The organism is Microcoleus sp. FACHB-68 (assembly GCF_014695715.1).
Taxonomy (GTDB): domain Bacteria; phylum Cyanobacteriota; class Cyanobacteriia; order Cyanobacteriales; family Oscillatoriaceae; genus FACHB-68.
In genome coordinates this window covers 1,226,879-1,249,543 of sequence record NZ_JACJOT010000008.1, presented here as the reverse complement: position 1 = coordinate 1,249,543, position 22,665 = coordinate 1,226,879, and the positions used below count along the sequence as shown (strand labels likewise).

The window sequence follows — 22,665 nt, the reverse complement described above, 5'->3', positions numbered from 1 at the left end:
GGAATCGAGATTTAATTGCTAACTGTTCGTTCCTAACGCGCCCGGTGCACCTGTTAAAGTTCGTTTCGGAGAACAGGTAATAACCATGATTGCTAAAGTTAGAATGTAGGGCGAAGCATTCCATAAATAATAATGTGAATTTACGCCGACCGATTGCAAAGCCGGCCCAATTGCTTGTGCCCCACCAAATAGTAAAGAAGCGTACAAACACTGAATGGGATTCCAACGCGCAAAAATGACAAGTGCGACTGCCATTAATCCCTGTCCGCTAGAAATCCGCTCATTCCAACTACCGGGATAATAAAGAGATAAGTAAGCCCCACCAATGCCGGCTAAAAAGCTGCCGGCGACGATGCTGAGCATTCTCACTTTAAAGATAGAAATTCCCATTGCTTTTGCTGCATCCGGACTATCGCCAACCGCGCGGATAAATAAACCCCAACGAGTTGATTTGAAAAACCAATGCATCAAGGGAGCAATGATCACGCCTATCAGAAAAAGTGGGCTAATTTTTAAGGCAGATTGGATCTGAGGTAAAGAACTCCAAGCTCCTAAATCAATCGTCGGCAATTGGGGTGCAGAAGGTTGGATAAAGGGTTTGCCGAAGAAAAAGGCAATACCGCTACCAAAAATAATCATCGCAATGCCAACGGCAATATCATTCACCCTCGGCTGTTGGGAAAGCCAGCCGTGAATTAATCCCAACAGCATCCCGGCAATTCCTGCGACTAATACCCCTAACCAAGGGGAGCCGGTTAGATATGAAATAGCGTAAGCGGTCATTGCGCCGGTGAGCAACGTTCCTTCTAATCCCAAATTAATTTTGCCGCTTTTTTCTGTGATACATTCCCCCAAACTCACAAACAGAAATGGCGCACTTCCTCGCAGCGTGCCGGCTGCAATTGCTAAAGGAACTCCCCACCAACCTAATGCTTCTGCACTCATTTGTTTTTTATCCTTATTTTTCTAATATTTAAAGGTGGTTAACTAGGAATGGGTGCTTGAGGATTTGGGATAGGAGGTAGGGAATCTGGCCCGGTTCCCTGACCTTTTTTTCCGATGCCTTCTTTAAAGATTGCTAACCGTCCGTAGAGCGATTCACTATACAGAACGACTAAGAAAACTAGCCCTTGAAACACTAAAACTGTGGCATCGGGTAGGCCGTGCGCTCTTTGCAAAATGCCTCCACTGGCGAGGATGCCGCCGAGTAAAATTGCGACTAAAGTTGCGGCGAGGGGATTATGTCGGGCGATGAAGGCAACCAAAATGCCGCTGTAACCGTAGTTTGCATTAAGGGATTCATTGGCGCGACCGTGCACTGCGGCAACTTCCACCATGCCGGCTAACCCAGCACAAGAGCCGGCGAGGAAACAAATTGCCATTGTTAACTTGCCAACCGGCAGACCGGCAATTCTAGCTGCTCGAATATTGCCGCCGGCAGTCCGCGCTGCAAAGCCAAAGGTGGTGCGCTGGATCAGGAAGTAGGCGATCGCACAGGCAATTAACCCGTAAATTAGCCCGTAGTGAACGCGAGTGCCGGGGATGGTTCCCAGCATATTCACCTCGGCAATTGGATAGCTGGAGGGCTTATTGAGGGAACTGGGGTCACGCATCGGGCCACCCACCAAATGGTTGAGGAGGGCGATCGCAATGTAGTTCAATAACAAACTGCTGATCGTTTCATTCACCGCTCGATAGTGGCGCAACGCTCCCACCGCGCCGATCCACAATCCGCCACAAATCATGCCGGCCAGTGCCATCCCCATTTGCACAATAGTTGCCGGTGCGGAAGAAAGGGCTAATCCCGCCGCTACAGCCCCAATTCCCCCAATTACGAGCGCTCCTTCATTGCCTATAATGACCAACCCTAAACGAGCAGGAAGCGCCGTACAAAGGGCACTCAGCATTAAAGGAGCTGCCCGAATTAATGTGTTTTGAAAGGAGTACCAATTGCCAAAGGCTGCTTTGTAAATTGAGCCATAAACGCCAAATGGATTCGCTCCGGCGAGGGCACAAAAAATTCCAAAAGCAATTAATGAGCAGAGGAGAGCAGCGATTGGGATGCAGACTGCTTCTAAGGTTCCACGCCAATTGTGCCGGTTAATCATAATTTATGGGGGAATGGGAAATGGGCATGGGGCATTGGGCAAGGCTTCGCCAACCTAAAGGTAGGGGCATGGGGCATGGCTGCGCCAACCTAAAGGTATGGGGATTGGGAAAAGATAGAAGGGTAAAGTGTTATTTTCATCCTTCATCTTTTACTTTTAACTGCCGGCCTTGCCAACGACACCGGCAACCAGCCAATTCATTTTTTCGAGTTCACCATCTTGCTGTTTGAAATCTTTGCCGGTTGGGATTACAACTTTGCCGGTGTTATCTTTAATTTCTCCCTTGTAAACAATCATGCTGTCGCTGAGAAACTTTTCTTTCGCCGCTTCAGCATCTTTTTTTGCTTCTGCAGTGACGGCTGGGCCATAGTCCGATAGTTTCAAAAACCCATCTTTTAAGCCGCCGCGCACGATATGAGGAATTCCCCCATTCATTAAGGTTTTACCGGCTTTGATCATTTCTGCATATTTGGAATAGACATTTGTCCAATCCCATTCTGCGCCGGTTAAATATCCTTTAGGAGCGAGTGTGGTTTGATTCGCGTGGTAGCCGCTAGAGAAAATGCCGCGTTTTTCTGCGGTTTCTACAACAACTTTGGGGCTGTCTACATGAGAGGTGAGAACATCAACGCCTTGGTCTGCCATACTGTTAGCAGCTTCGGCTTCTTTCACCGGCACTGACCAATCGCCGGTGAAAATAACTTGAGTTTTCACCTCCGGTTTAACGCTGCGTGCCCCTAAAGTAAAGCTGTTGATATTTCTCAACACTTGGGGAATCGGTTTAGCAGCAATAAACCCAAGCTTGCCGGTTTTGGAAGTATGGGCGGCAACAATGCCGGCGATATATTCAGCTTCATCGATGTAGCCAAAGTAACTGCCAACATTGGAGGGGTGAACGCCTTGCTGATAAAGTCCTCCACAGTGGATAAATTGAACTTCAGGATAGTCTTTTGCGATTTTCAAAATATGCGGATCGAAGTAGCCAAATGAAGTGGGAAACAAAACGGTTGCCCCGTCTTGTTCGATCATATTTCGCATTGTTTCTTCTACCGCCGTCGTTTCAGAAACATTGGCCTCTTCAACAGTTTTTACCCAGGAAAGTTTGGCAACGCCGGCCCTTCCTTCAGCGTGGGCTTGACTGTAACCGTAATCATCTTTTGGGCCAACATAAATGAAGCCCATCACAATCGGCTTGCCTTCTCCAGTGGAATTAGCTTTAGTGGCAGTTGAGGAACTGCATCCAGTGCCAAATTTTGAGGTCACTCCAAAGGCTGTCGTGGCTAAAATGCCGCGAATAACCTGACGGCGTGATAAAGACATGAAACGTCTATGGCTCACTCTTTTATTCTCCTATAAAGAATTATGAAGATGGCTCAAGTTGAGTTAATATTTAGTTTGGGTTAATTCGGAAGAATAAGCAAATCAAACACTGCTTACGGAATTAAGTTTGTATAAACAAATACAATTAATAATAATTTAAAGTTTTTGCTCTCTAGTTCACAAATTAGGGCTAAATAAATCATGACTGAGGCATTAGAGCAACCCAAATCTCAGGAGGTTGTGCTGTCGGCTGCCGGCACCAACAAAGCAGAAAAAACTCCGGTGAAAAACGGCTGATAATTAGGTAGAACTATACTCATATCAAGGAATATTTGTCAAATTAAGAAATGTATCTTTTTAGAGCGGTTTGCCAGTTGCCGGCCTGCATCTGTGACAATAAGGACGGATTTTAGCGAGTGTTTGTCACTTTCGTCAGTCCCTGGCGGGTTTGGGGAGAATGAAACAGCCCTGTCATAAGATGCCGGCAGAAAACACGAGTTCTGAAACTTATTCAGTTGAGTGTTACTGGATGCGTTAAAATTTTAATGATGTTTGCAGCTAAAGTTAATTAATTTTTTCATTAAATCGAATTGGGTAATCCCAGTTACTAAATCTTTATACAGCCGGTTATCAGAAAAGAACTCAAGTTAAAATCTAAAATAGATAGAAAGCCGGCAACCAAATACACAATCTAAACTCTAAAATTTAAAAGCAATGCATCGGCCTATTTATCTCGACAACCACGCGACGACTCCCCTTGATGAGCGGGTACTCGCTACCATGCTGCCTTATTTCACAGAACACTTTGGGAACCCTGCCAGCGTCACTCATCAGTATGGCTGGGAAGCGGAAGCGGCTGTTAAACAAGCAAGGCAGATTTTGGCAGATGCAATTAATGCCACACCAGAAGAAATTGTCTTTACTAGCGGCGCAACAGAGGCGAATAATTTAGCCATTAAAGGTGTTGCCGAAGCTTATTTCAGCAAAGGCCGGCACATTATAACAGTGGCAACAGAACATAACGCCGTGCTTGATCCTTGCGCGTATTTACAAACACTGGGATTTGAAATTACTTACTTGCCGGTGTGCGGTGATGGGTTAATCGATTTAGCCCAATTAGAACAAGCCATCCGTCCCGATACAATTTTAGTATCAGTAATGGTGGCAAATAATGAGATTGGGGTGATTCAACCGGCAGCAGAAATTGGGGCAATCTGTCGTGATCGCAATGTGCTTTTCCACACGGATGCCGCCCAAGCAATTGGCAAAATTCCCCTGGATGTGCAGGCGATGAATATCGATCTCATGTCCCTAACCGGACACAAAATTTACGCGCCAAAAGGCATTGGTGCCCTTTATGTGCGCCGGCGCAACCCTAGAGTTCAGCTAGCACCCCAAATGCACGGGGGAGGACATGAACGGGGAATGCGATCGGGTACGCTTTACACGCCGCAGATCGTCGGGTTTGGCAAGGCTGTGGAACTGGCACTTTCAGAAAGAAAGTCGGAGGCAGAACGCCAAAAAGCCCTCAGAGACAGGCTTTGGGAACAGCTAAACCGGCTACCGGGTATTCACCTCAATGGCCATCCGATTCAGCGACTACCGGGTAACTTGAATATCAGCGTTGAAGGAGTTGACGGACAGGCTTTGCTGTTGGGGTTGCAGCCGGTGGTTGCGGTTTCTTCGGGTTCGGCGTGTACTGCGGCTAAAATTGCGCCTTCCCATGTTTTGCAGGCGCTGGGACTGCCAGAAACCTTAGCTTATGCCTCGATTCGATTTGGCATTGGCCGGTTTAATACTGAGGAAGAAATTGATAATGTGGCTCAACACGCTGTGACTGCGATTCAATCTTTGCGGCAGTTGCCGGCAGTTATAACTTGAAAAAAAGGGTTAGGTTTGGGATTTTTTAACCGCAGATGATAGCGCAGCGTGGCGTTAGCCATACGCAGATAAACGCAGATGCAAGTAGAGTCTGTGTGCCGGCAGCAGATAAACGCAGATGTAAGCATAGTGTGTGTGCCGGCAGCAAATAACCGCTTTTTTGAGTTGATCTACAGTTTCAACCGAAAGCTCTAATTGGCTCTTCTGCTGTAGAAGGCACCACAATTGTTAAACCTCCTGGAATGCACTCAATTTCTATTGGCGTTGTGCCAATTAATTCTCCATCTAATACCACTTTTTGTGCCGGCTCTGTTGTGACTTTAATCCGCTTTGTCCGCAAGTAAATAATATCTTCTCGCTCGGCAGCGGTTCCTAGTAAAGCAGTTCCCAATAAATTAGTCATGGCGTTAATCGCCTCTAACTGAGTAACCGAAGTAACGATTGTCACATCTAATAAACCATCATCAGCAATAACGCCGGCTGATCCTTGCGCTAGCACCGATGTGGGGGGTGCTGCATTGGCAATTGTGACGGCAATTGCTTGGACATTACTGACTAAATTATCGATTTCTATTTCAGTTTCAAATGTCTCGATTTCCCCTAACTTTTCCAAACCGGCAATCACGTATGCCAACCGTCCCAACCAATTTTTAGATTCGCGATCTGCGCGTTCGACTGCTTCAGCTTCTAACCCAATGCCGGCGAGTAAAACCATTGGTTTGCCATTACAAGTCGCCGCATCTACGACACGGGTTTCCCCACCTAAAATCGTTTCACAAGCCGCTTGGATTGTGTTAGGAAGTCCCAGTGCGCCGGCAAAGGCATTCGCGGTTCCTCTGGGAATGACAGCAAACGGAATGCCGGTGCCAATGGCGGCTTCGGCAGCAGAGGAGATAGTGCCATCTCCTCCAGAAGCAATTAGCATATCTGTTCCGCGCTCAATTGCTTCTTTTGCCAACTCATTCGCGTCAACTTCTTCACTGGTCAACTGAATATCTAATGTAATATCCGGTTCCAAAAGTTTCCAGATCGTTCTTAAATCTTGCTCTGGATCGCCTTGACCGGCAACGGGATTAAAAATCAGAGTAGCTGAGCGAGTCATAACAATTTTCGTTTTTAGAGTTTAATTTTACAGAGGAACAGCAGAAAATTTCACCATTACTTGATGTGGAAAATTTTCTGCCTTTTTTAACTTATTGAGCCGGCAATTCTCCCTCTAAAGCAGCAGTAGTATCTGTGCTGTCTTCTAATGCCTCGATATACTGACTTTCCATTAAGAAAGCCCCCTTTTCAAAGCGCACACCCCAAAAATCTCCTGGACGCCTATCAAGCACAATGCCTTCTTCCCCAAGGTGAATGACATTCTGCGGACGCAGCATGGGTTTCGGTTCTGCTGTTTTCACGTAAGGCGGCAGTGCCACCAGTCGGACTTTTTTGCCAACAATAAATTCTTTAGACATCAGCGATTAGCGCTCAGCAGACTTTTTACAAATGCAATCAAGTCTTTACAGACTTTAGACTCTCCAGAATCTACAGTCTATCTTCCCAAATGCATAATCTGCACCGAGCGCCAACCGGCTGACAGTTGTCTAGGGCGCTTGCCAAATTCGCTGGTGATATTGCGCTACATCTGCATACGGATCTTCAGCGGCATGAGCGTGATCGTGAGAATGGTTGTGTCCGTGGTGATGGTGATGGCCATTTTCATGCGGGTGATGGTGATGATCGTCACTATTCCCGTTGCCGGCTGCCAACCGGAATTTACACATCTCACAGTTCATCTGCACCTGCCCTAATTGGGTTTCAATCTCCCTATCCCGCACGACACCCATCAGTTGCGGGTGAATTCCCATTTCTGGCAGGCACACCATCGAAATGTCAGGAAACTGTTCTTGCTGTTGGGCGGTGATGTCAAAAATCTTTTTAACCAGCACGCCGGTGAACAGAAAATAAGGCAGGACGATAATTCGCTTTGGCTGGAACAGACGGGCGCGACGAAAACCTTCTTCTAAACGCGGGTGAGTAATGCCGATAAAGCAGGTTTCCACGGTTTGATAGCCGCTGCCTTCCCAGAGAATTCGGGCAATTTTGCACACGTCGCCGTTGGCATCTGGATCGCTGGAACCCCGTCCCACAAAGAGCAATACGGTATCGGAACGACTCCATTGCGGATCGTCAAGTTCTGCCAAGCGCGATTTCCACAACTCCAGAATGCCTGGGGTAATTCCAAAGTGACGCCCGTAGTGAAATTTCACCTGGGGATGGCGTTGCCGCGCCCGATCTAGTTCATTTGTCACGTCAAATTTATTGTGACGCGCCGCAAATAAAAGCACCGGCAGGACGGACATTTCGGTGTAACCTTGCTCAACGCACGCGTCTACGCCTTGCTGAATCGTCGGGGCGGTGAGTTCCAGAAAACAAGGCACGACGGGGCGCGAGTTGTCTAAGGCTTGATAGGCAGCGGCAAAATCGAGTAAGTTTTGCCGGCCATCGTTATCGCGGCTACCGTGACCTACCATTAATAGCGGACGCTTCACCGGCAGGGGCGGCAATTCAATCAGCGGCTCAGTTGGGTTCGACAGGGCGTTGAAACTGGGTGAATTTGAAGTAAGCATTAACTGGGTTCCTTTCCCGTGCGAGGCGGAAAATTAGCGTGAATGGGTAACAGGAAGGCATTCTGGCTCACTCAATTTTCGATTGGGGATTTTGATTTTGGATGAGACAGGTTTTGCCAACCATCCCCCATCTAAACTCTAAAATCTCTCATCTCACATCGATTTACAGCTGCCGCACAGCCTCGGATTTTCACCGGCGTTTCCCTATCCTGTTACGGTTCGGGTGTGCAAACGTTATCTTAGCCCATCGAACTGCTATCTCAAATGCAGGGGAGGGGGAATTTTGAGGTTTATATTTTTGATTTTTGAGTTTGCAGCGAAGAATTTGTCTGTCTTTGCCGGTTAGTAAAGTGCCATCATCAACTGCTTTCTGTAGTCTTTGGTGAGGGGATTATCATCGCCTAACAAGGTAAAGATCGCCAGCATCGCTTTTTTCGCCGCGTCGTTTTTATAATTTTTGTCTTCTCCTATAACTTCTAAAAACATTTCCAAAGCGTTTTCATAGTCTCCTTCTAGGGTCAAACAGGATGCTTGGCGGAACAATTGATCAGCTTCGCTGTTTGTTTCTGGGTTATCGCAAGCTCTTTTTAAAATAATTAACTGTTTGCCCGCTTGAGCTTTGCTAAAATATTCTTTTTCGTATTCTGGCACCGAATCCAATAACTTTTCAGCATTTTCTAACTGATTGAGATCAATTAAAAAAGAAGCCATTTCAATCGTAATCTGCCGGTTTTCTGGATATTTTTCTACTAAATCTCTAAAAGTTGCTTCAGCTTTTTCTATCTGTTCATCTGCCAGATATCCATCAATGGATTCCAAGCCGGTTTGAATCTCTGATTTGATGTTATGTTTTGCTAAAAAACCTCTGAGTTGAGGTTCTGGCAACACTCCTACAAACTTGTTGACCATTTCCCCCTGATGCATGAGTCTCACATCAGGAATTCCTTCTACTTCGTAATCGTGGGCTAAACTTTTATTTTCATCAATATTAACTTTCGCAACAACTAAGTCATACTCTTGCGCGATTTTTTCTAAGATTGGTTTTAACATTTGACATGGCCCGCACCACTGGGCATAAAAATCGATCAACACCGGCTTCTCAAAAGATTTTTGGAAAACTTCGGCTTCAAAGTTGTCACTATTGACGGTAACGGAATATCCCATTTTTCACCCCTTCTTTTCTGATTCTACTTCTGGGTTAACTTTTAAACTGACGCCTTCATTCACGACTGACTGGCGACTCCCATGCCCAACTTATCGCTAAAGTGCTTTTCGGACAAGTGAAACAGATGATTCAGTCTCAGTGGGAAAAAATTGTTTCTGACTTCTCGTGGTTTGTTGCTGTAGAGTTCGTTCGCATTCTGCGCTATTGACGGTGAGGCTGCCGGCCAGTTTGCAAGAGGAGCCGGTGAAATTTTACATTTAGTTAATCGATTATAGCTCACCTTACTTATTTTTGCCGTGATCCTCATCATTCAACTCGCACCCAATTATCACATTTGTTTTCCATTACAATCACCAGTTGCTTTAGAGTGATGTTGCATATTAAATAGAAAGCTATTAACTCTACTTCCATGCAAGCACAAGCCGCCCTCCCCCAACTCTCCGTTGAGCAAATTGTTGAGCGCATCTTTACTTCCCGCAAAATTAGTCGCGCCGATCAGCAGTGGCTGATGTCGGCTATGCTATCTAAAGATTCTCTAAGCCCAGAAGATCAAACTTTAATTTCTCGCTTGTTTCATAGCTTACAAAAGGGAACTATCCGAGCTGTGGATTGAATTGCTATATTTATCAAATCAGTTCCAGGGTGTCCTCTCGCAACCGGCAAACTTGTGTAGGCTTCAGGTAAAATAATTTATTTTAATTAAACATTCATTATAAAATTAGAAATTAATATAAAAATTTAGACATGAAATAATTATGCCCAACCCCTGTTCGGTAATTTGAAAACAATAACTTATATAAAATTTGATAATGCCGGCATGACGGCGATTCGGCCAATTTAAGCATTAATTAGCTAATTGCAAAAGAAGAATGCTTTTTAGCAAGCACCTTTAAGTGCTAAGATTTTCAAGCAGTCCTAATATTGTTGAGGAAACTGAATTTATGACACTACCTGTTGGAACTGCTGCCCCCGCTTTTACCGCCAAGGATACCACCGGCAAAACCGTCAAACTGTCTGACTTTGCCGGCAAAACACTGGTTCTGTACTTCTACCCCAAAGATGATACCCCCGGCTGCACCAAACAAGCCTGTAGCTTCCGGGACTCCTACTCAGAATATCAAGGCAAAGATATTTCTGTTCTCGGCGTTAGCAGAGATGATGAAGGTTCTCACCAAAAATTCACCGAAAAATTCAGCCTGCCGTTTCCCCTATTGGCTGATACTGATGGCACGATCGCCAAAGCTTACGATGTCGATGGAGGCAATTACGCCAAGCGTGTCACCTATGTGATCGATCCCATTGGCAAAATCACCCAAATCTATGAAGGTTCAAATCTCAACACTGAAACCCACGCCAAAGACATTTTAGCTGCAATGGTCTGAGGATTCTGCGTGTGGGAAGTAAATATTTGATCATCCCATCACAAATTGAGCGGAATTTCTAAGCAACCGCCCGTAGAGTGTCTCTATGGGCGGTTTTGTCATTCGTCAGTTGGCAATAAGTTTTTAGATGATTACGAAAAGTTAGTAACCTGAAAAATAACCTCTGAATGTCACCTTTAAAAGCGCAGAGAAGGTGAGGGGTTAAAGGGTGAGGAGGTGAGAAGTAATCATGGGCAACGCACCAAACTGAATCGGAATGGCACAGGAAACGGCGGCAGCTTATTGACCCAATCATTTACATTACCACTAACACAGTAACTATGAACATTCAAGAAACCCTTAGCTTAAAGATTCTCCAAGACACTTTTTTTAAAATTTTGCCCGCAGACTCGGCAACTTTGACGGATCGGCAAAAAATTAAATTAACTGCCGGTCAAACCTTTAAAATTAACCGTTCTGAGGGGATAAGCGGTCATCTGAAAGTCGAATTGAATGGAGAAGTTTCCCCGATTGGGAAAATAGGTTATTTTTACGCGCCCCACGTCCAAATCATTAAATCATCACCGGCTTTTAGTGGTAGCCAAGCTGATGCTTCGGCAGTGCCTCCAGGCTTATCCTTGCTAACGATTACGCAAAAAACAAAACTGAAAAGAAAACCGGAAGATTCATCTCAGCTTTCCGCCGCAGAACTCATCGAACTACCTCAAGGACAGACTTTTTACATCACCGGATATGCCTGTGTTGAACGTCATTTTCGCGTAAGCTTTACTCAAGAAATTCCGAATTTTGGAAACAGCGGCTATCTTTATTACGAACACGTTCAAATTAAAAAAGATGGCCGGGATGTGCAGTTTGATGCCAATGCTGTAATTATTACAATTCTTGAAACAACGATTTTTAAGAAGCAACCCGCTGAGGCGGTTAATCTCAGACCCGATGAACAAATTACGGTGCCGGCAGGGATGATTTTTGGTGTGGCCGGCTACACGCTGGAATCGGGACATTTAAAAGTTTCACTCACAGAAAACTTACCGGGATTTGGCAACACCGGCTATTTTTATCCCGATTTTGTTCAACTTAGCCGAGGCGGCAAATTATTTAACGCTTCGCCGGCTTTAACTTATCAAGGGCCATCTGAAGTTTTAGTGAACCAAAGCACCACTCTCAACGGTTCATTTGACCCGCAGCAAGTGGCAAATGTGGCGCTAGTGGCGGAAGATAAATATCCCCTAGAAGTCACCCTCAACCGCTCATCTGGTAGCTGGCAAGTCAAGCTAGATCGCGGGTTTAAAGATGCCGGTGCGCGGTGGTTGCGCCTGAAGGGAACTGACACAAAAGGTCAGGTTGTTAGTAGCCAGATTGTGCATCTTACCGTTAGTGCAAATGCCGGCACGGTTGGTCAATCTTTGACGTTAAAAATACTCAAAGATACGTTTTTTAAAACCACGTCTGGAGAGTCTGCAAATCTCAATTCTCAGCAAAAAATTCTCGTGAATGCCGGCCAAACCTTTACCGTCAGCAAATACGGATATTTAGACGGACACTTGAAAGTCACCCTCAGTTCGCCCCTAATGCCGGTGGGAAATTTTGGCTACTTTTATGAAAAGCACGTCCAGCTCAGCAAAGGCAGCCAAGTCTTCAAATTTGAAATTGAAGATGTCACGAGCACTCCCCTAAGTGCCCAGATGTTGGTAACAGAAACAACTGTTATCAAAGCCAAGCCGGTTGATTCATCTTCTCTGCTTCAAAATCAAAAAGCAGATTTACTTTTAGGACAAATTCTCGGCATCACCGGCTATGCCTGCATTGAAGGACATTTTCGCGTAACACTAACCCAAAGTATTCCAGGTTTCGGCAATGTTGGTTACGTCTATTGGCGTCACGTTCAAATTAAACGAGACGGCAAAGTTGTACCTTTTGATCCAGATGCCTTAACGATTACAGTTGGGCAAACAACTATCTTGAAAAAGAAGTTGGCGGAAAGCAGCCGGTTAAGCGCTAGCGAAAAAATTGACCTGGCTTTAGGAAGAGTTTACGGAATCAGCAGCTACAGTTTAGAAGATGCCGGTCATATTAAAGTCGCTTTAACCGAAGAATTGCCTCAATTTGGTAATACGGGTTATCTTTATACCGGCCACATTAAAATGCAGCGGGGAAGCCGCACTTTCGATCCTTACCCCAGCCAAGTAGAACTGAATGTGCCGTATTTTTCCCAGCGCGATAATCCTCGCTTCTACTGGTCAACTTGCAATGTCACCTCAATTGCAATGCCACTTTATTATTATGGCGTGCGGAGTAGTAGCGGAGGGCAGTTAGAAGACGAATTGCTGGAGTGGTGTTTCAACCGATACGGGGAAGGGAGTCACATGGAACACTCCGTACTTTCCCAATTAATTCGTGCCTATGGGTTCAAAACCAGTTTTAGCACCACACGCACTTGGTCAGAAATTAAAATTGAACTGATTAACCGGCGTCCTGTGGTACTTGCCGGCGACTTTACCGCTACCGGCCACATTCTGTGTGTCATCGGTTATAACTCCAGCGGTCTCATCGTCAACGATCCTTGGGGAGACGCCCTCACCGGCTACGCGGATACCGAAGGCCGAAAATTATTGTATCCCTATGGCTATCTCAATCAAGTTGCCGGTCCCGATGGGAAGATTTGGGCACACTGTATCTCCCGGTAAACATCGGTTAGTGCTGAGTCCTGAGTCCTGAGTGATCAGTTGTCAATTCTCAGTTAAGCCAAGGTTGGGTTGAGGGACAAAACCCAACCCAACCTAACCCAATAGATCTGTGTGCGTCCTTTAGGTTCAAACGTACTTAGTTTTGTTCCACCGGCGGCTTGGCTTCCTGCTGCCCTTGGATGCGCTGAAGCTGTTGATTTCGGTAAGTTTCGGCGGCAGAATTTACATTTTTTCGCTGTTCGGCAGTAAATTCCTCCATATTGCCGAGGCTGCCCATTTGAGCTTGGTGAATTAAATCCAACATATTAAGTTGGCCATCGTTACGCCCGGAGAAGGTGCTAACTTCGTTGCTTTGAGTTGCTGCACCACAACCCTGTAGTGCTTGAGCACCTGTACAGGCTTGAGCGAAACTGCTTTGAGGTAGGGCAAAGGGAATGACTCCCATTGTGGCGAAGCCGGCTAAAACAAGCCAGTTGCGGGACTTTGCGGATGCCGGCGGGGTTGTGCTTTTCATATTGATGGTTTAAACGCCTTAAGTTAAGACAATTGTAATCACGCAAAGGTTCTGCGGAGTAGTGGCTGAATTATCAGTAACGCGATTGCATCAAAACCCAGAAGCACTAAGAAAGCACCGGCAAAGGTGACATCGCCCCAAGGTGCCTGCATTACTACGCTGTTAAGTGCCCAGTCGCTATGCAGGTAAAGATAGCGAATCGGTTCAATGGCATAGCTGAGAGGATTTAAGGTTGCAACAATTTGTAGCCAGTTCGGCATGAAGGAAAGCGGCGCAAGGGCGGTACTGGCAAACAGTAAAGGCAAGTTGGTAACAAAAATCACGGCAATCAGTTCAACGTGTCCCGGTAGGGCAAACGCTAAACCTAAGCTTAAGCCGGTGACGCCTAAAACCAGCAGAAAAATAATTAGACCAATTGCGCCTAATCCTGCAATACCGGGCAATCCAGATCCTAAAAATGCGCCGGCAGTTACAATCACTGAGGTTTGAATTAAGCTCAGTGTCATGATAAAAATTGCGGAAGCAATCACAATCGAAAATCGGGACGCTAAGGGGGCGACGAGCAGCCGGTTGAGAAAGCCAAATTCGCGGTCAAACATCACCGGCAAGCCAGCATTGAGTGCGCCGGCAAAGGCGGTGAAAACAATCACGCCGGCACCGAGAAATTGTCCGTAATTCTGACTTTCTCCAAATAATCCTTGCGGAGCATTTTGAAACAGCGCCCCAAACAAAACCAACCACATCAAAGGTTGAATAATGCCGGCAATCAATGTTGAAGGACGCCGCTGCAACTGAATAAACAAACGGCGCGTCAGTGCTAAGGTTTCTTGCACAAATTCGCCAAACAAATTGTTAGAAGTGCTTGTCTCTCCAGCTTTCTCAGTTAACCAGCTAACATCCGGCTTGAGGGGAGTAGTTGTCTGACTCATATATTCTCTTTATCTGCGTTTATCTGCGTTTATCTGCGGTTAAAAATCAAAAAATCAGCGCATATTCTGCTTTTTCTCCGCCTTCGGATCACGACTGCCGGCTGCCGCCAATTCCGCATCTAACAGCGTCTTACCTGTTGCTGCCAGATACACATCATCCAAACTCGGACGTGATTGTGCAATGCCAAAGGTGGGTAAACCGGCATCCCGTAGCGATTGCTGAATCGTCAGCAAAGCGTCACTTTGTGCGGCTACCACCATATTCAGCGAGTTGCCTTGGGCGCTGTTAATAATCACTTCTTGCACAAAAGGCAGAGATCGCAGCATCTCACTGGCTTTTTCTGCTTCTTCCAAGGGGGAAAACTCCCGAATGCGAAGGGTGACACGATCTCCCCCGACTTTGTCTTTAAGTTGCGATGGGGTGCCGGTGGCGATGACTACGCCTTTATCAATGATCGCGACTCGGTCAGCCAGTGCGTCAATTTCTTCGAGATAATGGCTGGTAATCAGTACCGTGGTGCCGCTATCGCGCAGCTGGCGCAAAAATGACCAAATTGCCATGCGGCTTTCGATATCAAGCCCGACGGTGGGTTCATCTAAGACGAGGACTGCCGGTTTATGCAGCAAGCCGGCTGCCAAATCGAGACGCCGGCGCAATCCTCCAGAATATTTGCCGGTTTGTTTATCCGCCCACTCTTCTAAACCCAGCAACTGAATCGCGGTATTAATCCGATCTTTTGACAAATTACCAGGAATATGATATAAAGCTGCTTGCAGTTGTAGGAGTTCTCGCCCCGTCAGCACCTTATCTAAGGCGACTTCTTGCGCGACGTAGCCCAGCAGCCGGCGGGCTGCCCTTGGATCGTCTGTAACGGAGATTCCAGAGACTTCTACGCGCCCTGCGTCTGGGGTGGCTAAGGTGCACAGACAGCGGATGGTTGTGGTTTTACCGGCACCATTTGGGCCAAGCAGACCAAAAATTTCCCCAGGTTCTATCTGAAAGGATACGTCTTTTACAGCTTCTACAGAGCCGTAGCGTTTTTGCAGCTTCTCGATTAAAACGGCTGGAGCCATGATTTTGTCTACGCCTGAGCGATTTTGAAATAAATCTATACAATCTTTACTTCTATTTTAAGCTATTGCTCAGACATTAATGGTCAGCCAGTGATATCTAATTTGATTGATGAACTTAAATTAGGATAAAGGGACAAATAGGCAAAGTGAGCTGTAAGGGCGAAAAAGCGTATGTGCCCTATTCCGAGAAATGCACCCATCACCTCATCCAATGCCCCATGCCCCATGCCCCATGCCCTCTTCAGCAGCGGAAAATAAGTTAAACAGTGAGAAAAAGAAGTCTCCCATTTTGCCTTTTAATGGGTTACTTTTTACAGAATTGCCTCAATTCCCGCCTTGTCTAATATTTCAGGGATTAAGTCTTCGCGTTTGACTGCCATCATGTGAACGCCTTGACAAAGTTGTTTTGCCATCATTACCTGTTCGGCGGCAATTGCAACGCCTTCTTGCAGAGGATCGGAAGCTTTGGCTAGGCGATCAATAATATGTTGGGGAATTTGAACTCCCGGCACATTTTTATTAATAAATTCAGCATTTTTTGCAGATTTAAGCAGAAAAATTCCGGCGAGAATCGGTTTATTTGCGCCGGCAGCGATTTGAGTCATGAATTTCTCAAGCCGGTCAAAATCGCAAACTAACTGGCTTTGGAAAAACTGCGCCCCTGCTTCCAGCTTACGCTCAAACCGGCTCTGCAAACCTGACCAACTCGCTAATTGTGGATCGACGGCTGCGCCAACAAATAAATCTGTTGCTCCATCGGTTAAAGGTTTATCATTCCAATCAAACCCTTGATTGAGTTTATCAATTAGCCGCAACAATCGCACTGCTTCTAAATCAAATACGCCTTTACAATCTGGATGATCGCCGGCTTTTACCGGATCGCCGGTTAATGCTAAAACATTGCGAATACCCAGGGCATACGCGCCCATTAAATCGGCTTGGATGCCAATTCGGTTACGATCTCGACAAGCCATCTGGCAAATCGGTTCAATTCCGTGTTGCAATAAAATCACCGACGACGCGAGAGATGACATCCGCATCACTGCCCGACTGCCATCTGTAATATTAATTGCATGGACACGATCCTTGAGGATTTTAGCCATTTCAACCATGTGGACTGGGTTTCCCCCCTTAGGTGGCGTTACCTCAGCCGTGATTAAAAATTCGCCGGCTCTCGCCGCCTCACGAAAGCGATGGCGAGTCTGTATTGATCCAGGGAGGCTGCTAGCGGGTGAATTGGGCTGCTCTATCATGGGTAAAAACCAAGAGGATTAAGATTTTGTGTAAATGACTACTCGCTCTTTTGTAGCCTATTTTCTCGCTACTCGCCTCTGCTGGGGAATCATCAAAAGATTTAGCGATTGACACTAGACGGATGAAAAATAAAGAACCGCCCCTGTAAGGGCGATTCCTCAGCGCAGAAAATCTCTGCTGGAATTACAATATTCAGACGCTCACGCTATGCCCTTACTTTAAGGTGTCTATGCTTGACGCTTTAAAGGGGCATGGAATAACCCATTGCAGCTTTAACCTTTAAAAGCGTGTCATTGGCGATTGCCTCTGCCTTTTGTCTTCCTTCCCGCAACACGGATTCCAAATAGCTGCGATCATCCATCACTGCTTTATATTTTTCCTGAATCGGTTGCAGCGTTGCGATCATCGTTTCAGTCAGTAAGGGTTTAAATTGACCCCATCCCATATCCTGACACTCTGCTGCAACTTCCTCCTTTGTCTTCCCAGAAAGCACCATATAAAGGGTGAGTAAGTTCCGGCACTCAGGACGATCGGGATCGTCAAACGTCAAACCCCGAACAAGATCGGTTTTACAGCGTTTGATTTTTTTGGTAATCGCATCGGGCGGATCAAGCAGGTTGATTCGGCTTAATTCAGAAGGATCAGATTTCGACATTTTGCGGGTGCCATCTGTCAAACTCATCACTCGCGCTGCTTCTTTGCGAATGAGAGGTTCTGGCAGCTTTAAAACCGGCTGCTCTGGTGTGCAAAATAAATGGTTGAACCGATTGGCAATATCGCGCGTTAGTTCTAAATGTTGCTTCTGATCTTCCCCCACCGGCACGCGATCAGCTTGATAAAGCAAAATATCCGCTGCCATCAGCACGGGGTAATCTAGCAAGCCGGTGTTGACATTTTCTCCCTGCCTCACCGCTTTTTCCTTAAACTGGATCATATCTTCCAGCCAGTTGATCGGCGTGATGCAATTAAACAGCCAGGTTAGTTCGCTATGAGCGCTGATGTGGGACTGGATAAAAATGCTGGAATAATTGAGATCGATGCCACACGCTAAATAAAGCGCTGCGATTGTGTAAGTATCTGCCGCCAGCGTCGCTGGGTTGTGCGGTGCGGTAATTGCGTGTAAATCCACCACACAAAAGTAATTTTCATACTGGCTCTGCCCTTCTACCCAGTTGCGAATGGCTCCCAGATAGTTACCCAGATGCAGATTGCCGGTTGGTTGAACCCCAGAAAGAACGCGCTGCTTACCCATAAATACTACTTAAGTACCGCCGAACACACGTTTGGTGCCGGCTGAGAATTCCTTATAAATAGTTTTACACTTTCTGGTGCCGGTGATTCGCCCAGAGCAGGGCTAAAGCGCCAAATTCGCTTCCCCTAAGTCGATCCTGAGTCATTGAGACACTCAAAGGGGCGCATCCCGTTTTCGCTATCGCCCTTACTCTTCGAGATGGTTTAAGCCGAAACAATGGTTTACCCATGACAATGTGAGGAATGAAAAGGGTGTTTGCCTGGAAATAATCACAAATTTTTTCCATTTGGACGTTATCAGTTAAAAATTATTACCCATGAAATTTTTAGGAATTGATTTCGGATGGATGTCAGGGGCAAGTGGTTTGTGCTGCTTAAAGTGGCAGGATGGGGCTTTGCAATTACTGGATTTAACCAGGTATTCAACGATTGAAGATATTCTCGCTTGGGTTGACGTTTGGGCACCGGCACCGGCACCGGCAATGATTGCGGTAGATGCACCTACTTTAATTCCAAATGCGACCGGCATGAGATTGCCTGATAAACTGACCCATAAATATTTTGGTCGCTATCATGCCGGCTGCTATCCTGCCAATCTCGGCAGCCGGTTTGCTCAACGCACAACGGAATTAGGGCTGAGTTTAGAAGCGCGGGGTTTTATTCATGCACCGATTATAGAAAATCAAAGAAGTGAACGCTATCAAATAGAAGTGTTTCCTCACCCAGCGATTGTAAATTTATTTAATCTTGAGCGCATCCTTAAATATAAAAAAGGCCGACTTTCAGAACGCCGGTTGGAATTAGCCAAGTTGCAGCAGTATATTTTGAATGGGTTGCCGGCGCTAGAGCCAAAGCTAGATAAATTAAGCTTACAGAATATAAAAAATCATCAAGATTCTGATATCTTCTGCGACCTCAACACCCTTGCAGGCTCCCATCTTAAAGCGGTTGAGGATCGCCTAGATGCGCTAATCTGCGCCTATGTAGGGGCGCACTGGTGGTACTGGGGATTAGAGCGTAATTTAGTGTTAGGTGATCACGCTACCGGCTATATTGTTATTCCTTTAAGAAGTGATAATTATTTATAAAAAATATTGTAAAATGCTAAAACTCATGTATTAAGACCACAGACGATAGTGCATGAAAACAGGTTAATCCCTGGCACTAAATATCTGTTGTGCTGTCAAGATCAATTGCGGGAATATTGACGATTCAATTCGTTCATTTTCTCTAAATTGCTTAAGTTTGTATTCGCCTTTAACTAACTGGTAAATACTAAGTGTAGGTTGTTTGGGGTTGCCAATGTAGCGCCTGCCGCCTAATCCTAAATAGTCTACAATCCAATACTCAGAAATTCCCATTGCCTCGTAGTCTTCTAGTTTCAGCGCATAATCATCGCTCCAGTTCGTTGAAACAACTTCTACAACCAAACAGATGGAACTCCCTAGCGTGAGGATAGATTCTTTTCCCCATCGGGGTTCGTTGTTCTCAACTGCCTGCTTATCTAGCACAATGACATCGGGTTCATAGCTTGATTCTTGTGCCGGCTTGATAACGCATTCCTTGGGAATGAAATAAGGTAGTTGAGATCGGCGAATCTCTAGAAAAAACTCGCCGGCTATAAATCCGGCGACCTCCGAGTGCTTACCCGTTGGTTTTGGCACTTCAACAATTACCCCATCATGCAGTTCGTAGTGCTGTTCTGAATTTTCTGGATACCAGGCAATAAATTCATCAAATGTTAGTTGTTTTAGTAGGGCTTGAGCCATAGAAATCACTCCACCTCTATTTAAAGCATGGCTTTCTGTGGAAGGTGAAAAGAAAGCGTGTTTCAGCGTTCTTTTCACCTTTCTTACTTCACTTGCTTATGCCCACAGCACTACTCTGGGTTCATAAGGACTGCTGAGATGTGGGTGATGAGGCAGCACCCGTAGGGAAACCCCTTGAAGACCGGAGGAGGTGTAGGTGATATTGCCGGTGTAAACGCTCAGGCTACTGTTCTCTTTGCCTTGGAAATTCATCACCACCGGCATCCCATTAACAATCTCACCGTTAGCATCCACCGACCCTTGATAGAGTTCCACCTGCAAATCATCTGGTGTTAATCCTGCTAAGTTCAAGCGAACTTTAACGGGAATGGTTTGATTAACCTGTAGATCGGCTGGTTCAGCGATATCAATATCTTCAATTTTGATATCAGACCAGTGTTTAAACAGGTTCGTCTTCCAACCGGCTAACGTCTTAGCGGCTGCATAGCTGTCTGCGGTCATATCGCGGTAGCGGTCGCTCGCTGGGAAATAAGCCCGCATCGCGTATTCGCCCACCATCCGGGCGGTGTTGAAGTGGGGGCAGTTGAGTCGGATGGCATCTTTCATCTTCGCCACCCAGCGACGGGGAAGCCCTTCCTCATCCCGGTCATAAAACAATGGCACCACTTCTTGCTCTAGCAGATCATAGAGAGCGTTGGCTTCCACTGTGTCCTGATACTCCGGATCGTCGTAGACTTCACCGTGACCAATCGGCCAGCCGGTGCGGACATAATCGGCCTCATCCCACCAACCGTCAAGGATGCTGAGATTGAGCAGCCCATTCATCGATGCCTTCATGCCGCTGGTGCCAGATGCCTCCCGTGGGCGTCGGGGGGTGTTCAACCAGACATCACAGCCAGAAACCATCATCCGCGCCACATTAATGTCGTAGTTGGGAATAAAGACGATATGCCGGCCCAGTCCCTGTTCGCGGATAGAGTGGATAATCTCTCGGATGACTTCCTTACCGGGTGTGTCTTTGGGGTGTGCTTTGCCGGCAATCACAAACTGCACCATGCGTTTTTTCTGGCCCACGAGTACCCCGCCCTTAAAGCGCTCGGCATGGAGATCCAGCAAAATTCGCTTAATTCGCTCGATATCGCGTAAAAACAGAGTGCCGCGCTTATAGGTGGCAAACCGGCGGGCGAACCCAATCGTTAAAACACCCGGATCGAGGACTTCTTGCGCCTCTGCCACCTCCACTGGCGACGCCCCGCGTTCCCGTAAGTATTTTTGCAGTCGCTCACGCACAAACACCACCAACTCGGATCGGCAGCGCTCGTGATTTCGCCATAACTCATCATCGGGAATCGTGTCTACCCGTTCCCACAGGGAATTGTCTGCCGGTGTTGCCTGCCAAGATGGCCCTAAGTATCGGTCGTAAAGCTCCTGAGTGAACTTAGCCACACAACTGCGGGCATGAACGCCATTTGTAATTGAACTCACCGGCACTTCATTGACCGGCAAACTTGGCCACAAATTCTGGAACAGCACCCGCGACACTAGCCCGTGCAGCTTGGCAACCCCATTAACAAAACTTGCCATTTTAATCGCCAGGGTTGCCATATTGAACGGCGCTTGTGCATCGCGCGGATTTTCGCGCCCTAGTGCCAAAAATTCCTCTGCCGGCAGGCCAAAGGTGTTGGCGTAGTGGCCGACAAAGTGCATGATTTTGTCAGGAGTGAACAAGTCAAAGCCTGCCGGTACGGGCGTGTGGGTGGTAAACACATTGCTGGCGGCTACCACCTGTTGGGCTTCGTGATAGCTCAGACCCTCCTGCATATAGTCCCGGATGCGTTCCAGGGCTAAAAAGGCTGCGTGACCCTCATTCATGTGGTAAGCCGTGGGTTGCAGTCCCAGCGCCTTCAGCATCCGCACCCCACCGATCCCCAGCATGATTTCTTGGTGCATCCGCATATCGATGTCACCGCCATAAAGTTGGTCGGTGATGTCGTGATCGTAGCGGTTGTTCGGTTCGATATTGGTGTCGAGCATATACAGCGGCACCGTACCCACCTGCACCCGCCAGATGCGAGCGAAAACCTGCCGGCCTGGGTAGTCTACGGCAATCCGTAGTTCCTCCCCGTTGGCGTCTCGTTCCAGGTGCAAGGGCATATTATAGAAGTCGTTAATCGGGTAACGCTCCTGCTGCCAGCCATCGGGGTTAAGATATTGACTGAAATAGCCTTCTTGATAAAGCAGGCCCACGCCCACTAGCGGTAAGCCCAAGTCGCTAGCGCTCTTGAGGTGGTCGCCGGCGAGTATGCCCAAACCACCGGAATAGATGGGCAGGCATTCAGCGAGGCCAAATTCAGCAGAGAAGTAGGCGTAGCACTCCTTCTGCTCAGTGTGGCCCCGATGTTTGCGATACCAGTTCCGCTCGGTCAGGTACTCATCTAGCTGGCGGGCGGCTCGTTCCATGTGAGCCAGAAAGCCTTCATCTTCCGCCACTTCCTGTAGACGATCTTGAGAAATCGTGCCCAGCATTAAAACCGGGTTATGCCGGCTAGATTCCCACAAATCGCGGTCTAGGCGTCGGAATAAGTCTTTGGTTTCAACATTCCAATCCCAGTGCAGGTTGTAAGCAAGCTTGCGGAGGGGTTCAAGTTGCTCTGGTAGAGACGAGGAAACGTTAAAGGTACGAATTGGCTGCATCGGCAGATCCTTGTAGGGACGC

Annotated in this window: 19 protein-coding genes; 5 read left to right on the top strand and 14 right to left on the bottom strand. The window is 46.8% G+C overall.

The features are described from left to right. Positions 1-18: 18 nt before the first annotated feature. The 3 genes from H6F73_RS13855 to H6F73_RS13845 all read right to left on the bottom strand — a co-directional run bounded on the left by H6F73_RS13855 (position 19) and on the right by H6F73_RS13845 (position 3,428). Entirely contained in the window at positions 19-945 is a 927-nt protein-coding gene (locus H6F73_RS13855; protein WP_190759296.1) for an ABC transporter permease, read from the bottom strand. Between the two features lie 38 nt (positions 946-983). Next, positions 984-2,108 (bottom strand): ABC transporter permease, encoded by a 1,125-nt coding sequence (locus H6F73_RS13850; protein ID WP_190759295.1) that lies wholly within the window; start codon positions 2,106-2,108, stop codon positions 984-986. Between the two features lie 156 nt (positions 2,109-2,264). Next, a complete protein-coding gene (locus H6F73_RS13845; protein WP_190759294.1) occupies positions 2,265-3,428 on the bottom strand; it encodes a BMP family ABC transporter substrate-binding protein in 1,164 nt (387 codons plus the stop codon). Positions 3,429-4,142: 714 nt separating this feature from the next. Between H6F73_RS13845 and H6F73_RS13840 the strand changes: the two genes are divergently transcribed. Beyond that, on the top strand, positions 4,143-5,309 hold the full coding sequence (locus tag H6F73_RS13840) for an IscS subfamily cysteine desulfurase (protein ID WP_190759293.1): 1,167 nt from the start codon (positions 4,143-4,145) through the stop codon (positions 5,307-5,309). Between the two features lie 178 nt (positions 5,310-5,487). Here the strand turns inward: H6F73_RS13840 and H6F73_RS13835 are convergent, their stop codons facing one another. The 4 genes from H6F73_RS13835 to trxA form a co-directional block, all read right to left on the bottom strand. Continuing rightward, on the bottom strand, positions 5,488-6,411 hold the full coding sequence (locus H6F73_RS13835) for a YegS/Rv2252/BmrU family lipid kinase (protein ID WP_190759292.1): 924 nt from the start codon (positions 6,409-6,411) through the stop codon (positions 5,488-5,490). A 91-nt stretch (positions 6,412-6,502) separates the two neighbouring features. Next, positions 6,503-6,769 (bottom strand): regulatory protein SipA, encoded by a 267-nt coding sequence (sipA, locus tag H6F73_RS13830; protein WP_190759291.1) that lies wholly within the window; start codon positions 6,767-6,769, stop codon positions 6,503-6,505. A gap of 129 nt (positions 6,770-6,898) precedes the next feature. Then, the gene (locus tag H6F73_RS13825; protein ID WP_190759290.1) at positions 6,899-7,924 is read right to left on the bottom strand and encodes a sirohydrochlorin chelatase; all 1,026 of its coding nucleotides are present in this window, start codon (positions 7,922-7,924) and stop codon (positions 6,899-6,901) included. A 342-nt stretch (positions 7,925-8,266) separates the two neighbouring features. Beyond that, on the bottom strand, positions 8,267-9,088 hold the full coding sequence (gene trxA, locus H6F73_RS13820) for a thioredoxin (protein WP_190759289.1): 822 nt from the start codon (positions 9,086-9,088) through the stop codon (positions 8,267-8,269). A gap of 410 nt (positions 9,089-9,498) precedes the next feature. Between trxA and H6F73_RS13815 the strand changes: the two genes are divergently transcribed. The 3 genes from H6F73_RS13815 to H6F73_RS13805 all read left to right on the top strand — a co-directional run bounded on the left by H6F73_RS13815 (position 9,499) and on the right by H6F73_RS13805 (position 13,158). Continuing rightward, positions 9,499-9,702: a hypothetical protein gene (locus H6F73_RS13815; RefSeq protein WP_190759288.1), complete on the top strand. Its 204-nt coding sequence runs from the start codon at positions 9,499-9,501 to the stop codon at positions 9,700-9,702. 328 nt (positions 9,703-10,030) lie between these two features. Then, on the top strand, positions 10,031-10,471 hold the full coding sequence (locus tag H6F73_RS13810; RefSeq protein WP_190759287.1) for a peroxiredoxin: 441 nt from the start codon (positions 10,031-10,033) through the stop codon (positions 10,469-10,471). Positions 10,472-10,791: 320 nt separating this feature from the next. Continuing rightward, complete coding sequence (locus H6F73_RS13805) at positions 10,792-13,158, top strand: C39 family peptidase (RefSeq protein WP_190759286.1); 2,367 nt, start codon at positions 10,792-10,794, stop codon at positions 13,156-13,158. Positions 13,159-13,294: 136 nt separating this feature from the next. On the opposite strand, the gene H6F73_RS13800 is transcribed toward H6F73_RS13805, so the two are convergent. The 5 genes from H6F73_RS13800 to trpS all read right to left on the bottom strand — a co-directional run bounded on the left by H6F73_RS13800 (position 13,295) and on the right by trpS (position 18,181). Then, positions 13,295-13,672: a hypothetical protein gene (locus tag H6F73_RS13800; RefSeq protein ID WP_190759285.1), complete on the bottom strand. Its 378-nt coding sequence runs from the start codon at positions 13,670-13,672 to the stop codon at positions 13,295-13,297. A gap of 38 nt (positions 13,673-13,710) precedes the next feature. Further along, a complete protein-coding gene (locus H6F73_RS13795; RefSeq protein WP_190759284.1) occupies positions 13,711-14,601 on the bottom strand; it encodes an ABC transporter permease in 891 nt (296 codons plus the stop codon). A gap of 54 nt (positions 14,602-14,655) precedes the next feature. Then, positions 14,656-15,675, bottom strand: coding sequence for an ABC transporter ATP-binding protein (locus H6F73_RS13790; RefSeq protein WP_190759283.1), 1,020 nt, complete (start codon positions 15,673-15,675; stop codon positions 14,656-14,658). A 311-nt stretch (positions 15,676-15,986) separates the two neighbouring features. Continuing rightward, the gene (locus H6F73_RS13785) at positions 15,987-16,928 is read right to left on the bottom strand and encodes a methylenetetrahydrofolate reductase (protein WP_190759282.1); all 942 of its coding nucleotides are present in this window, start codon (positions 16,926-16,928) and stop codon (positions 15,987-15,989) included. A 242-nt stretch (positions 16,929-17,170) separates the two neighbouring features. Next, positions 17,171-18,181: a tryptophan--tRNA ligase gene (trpS, locus tag H6F73_RS13780; protein ID WP_190759281.1), complete on the bottom strand. Its 1,011-nt coding sequence runs from the start codon at positions 18,179-18,181 to the stop codon at positions 17,171-17,173. A gap of 316 nt (positions 18,182-18,497) precedes the next feature. On the opposite strand from trpS, the gene H6F73_RS13775 reads away from it, so the two are divergent. Further along, positions 18,498-19,268 (top strand): DUF429 domain-containing protein, encoded by a 771-nt coding sequence (locus H6F73_RS13775; protein WP_190759280.1) that lies wholly within the window; start codon positions 18,498-18,500, stop codon positions 19,266-19,268. Positions 19,269-19,331: 63 nt separating this feature from the next. On the opposite strand, the gene H6F73_RS13770 is transcribed toward H6F73_RS13775, so the two are convergent. Together H6F73_RS13770 and glgP are read right to left on the bottom strand one after the other, a co-directional pair. Next, the gene (locus H6F73_RS13770) at positions 19,332-19,949 is read right to left on the bottom strand and encodes a Uma2 family endonuclease (RefSeq protein WP_190759279.1); all 618 of its coding nucleotides are present in this window, start codon (positions 19,947-19,949) and stop codon (positions 19,332-19,334) included. Positions 19,950-20,045: 96 nt separating this feature from the next. Beyond that, positions 20,046-22,643, bottom strand: coding sequence for an alpha-glucan family phosphorylase (gene glgP / locus H6F73_RS13765; RefSeq protein WP_190759654.1), 2,598 nt, complete (start codon positions 22,641-22,643; stop codon positions 20,046-20,048). Positions 22,644-22,665: the final 22 nt, after the last annotated feature.

Coding starts and splice junctions, on each gene's coding strand:
- H6F73_RS13855 (WP_190759296.1), bottom strand. CDS start 945: ATGAGTGCAGAAGCATTAGGTTGGTGGGGAGTTCCTTTAGCAATTGCA.
- H6F73_RS13850 (WP_190759295.1), bottom strand. CDS start 2,108: ATGATTAACCGGCACAATTGGCGTGGAACCTTAGAAGCAGTCTGCATC.
- H6F73_RS13845 (WP_190759294.1), bottom strand. CDS start 3,428: ATGTCTTTATCACGCCGTCAGGTTATTCGCGGCATTTTAGCCACGACA.
- H6F73_RS13840 (WP_190759293.1), top strand. CDS start 4,143: ATGCATCGGCCTATTTATCTCGACAACCACGCGACGACTCCCCTTGAT.
- H6F73_RS13835 (WP_190759292.1), bottom strand. CDS start 6,411: ATGACTCGCTCAGCTACTCTGATTTTTAATCCCGTTGCCGGTCAAGGC.
- sipA (WP_190759291.1), bottom strand. CDS start 6,769: ATGTCTAAAGAATTTATTGTTGGCAAAAAAGTCCGACTGGTGGCACTG.
- H6F73_RS13825 (WP_190759290.1), bottom strand. CDS start 7,924: ATGCTTACTTCAAATTCACCCAGTTTCAACGCCCTGTCGAACCCAACT.
- trxA (WP_190759289.1), bottom strand. CDS start 9,088: ATGGGATATTCCGTTACCGTCAATAGTGACAACTTTGAAGCCGAAGTT.
- H6F73_RS13815 (WP_190759288.1), top strand. CDS start 9,499: ATGCAAGCACAAGCCGCCCTCCCCCAACTCTCCGTTGAGCAAATTGTT.
- H6F73_RS13810 (WP_190759287.1), top strand. CDS start 10,031: ATGACACTACCTGTTGGAACTGCTGCCCCCGCTTTTACCGCCAAGGAT.
- H6F73_RS13805 (WP_190759286.1), top strand. CDS start 10,792: ATGAACATTCAAGAAACCCTTAGCTTAAAGATTCTCCAAGACACTTTT.
- H6F73_RS13800 (WP_190759285.1), bottom strand. CDS start 13,672: ATGAAAAGCACAACCCCGCCGGCATCCGCAAAGTCCCGCAACTGGCTT.
- H6F73_RS13795 (WP_190759284.1), bottom strand. CDS start 14,601: ATGAGTCAGACAACTACTCCCCTCAAGCCGGATGTTAGCTGGTTAACT.
- H6F73_RS13790 (WP_190759283.1), bottom strand. CDS start 15,675: ATGGCTCCAGCCGTTTTAATCGAGAAGCTGCAAAAACGCTACGGCTCT.
- H6F73_RS13785 (WP_190759282.1), bottom strand. CDS start 16,928: ATGATAGAGCAGCCCAATTCACCCGCTAGCAGCCTCCCTGGATCAATA.
- trpS (WP_190759281.1), bottom strand. CDS start 18,181: ATGGGTAAGCAGCGCGTTCTTTCTGGGGTTCAACCAACCGGCAATCTG.
- H6F73_RS13775 (WP_190759280.1), top strand. CDS start 18,498: ATGAAATTTTTAGGAATTGATTTCGGATGGATGTCAGGGGCAAGTGGT.
- H6F73_RS13770 (WP_190759279.1), bottom strand. CDS start 19,949: ATGGCTCAAGCCCTACTAAAACAACTAACATTTGATGAATTTATTGCC.
- glgP (WP_190759654.1), bottom strand. CDS start 22,643: ATGCAGCCAATTCGTACCTTTAACGTTTCCTCGTCTCTACCAGAGCAA.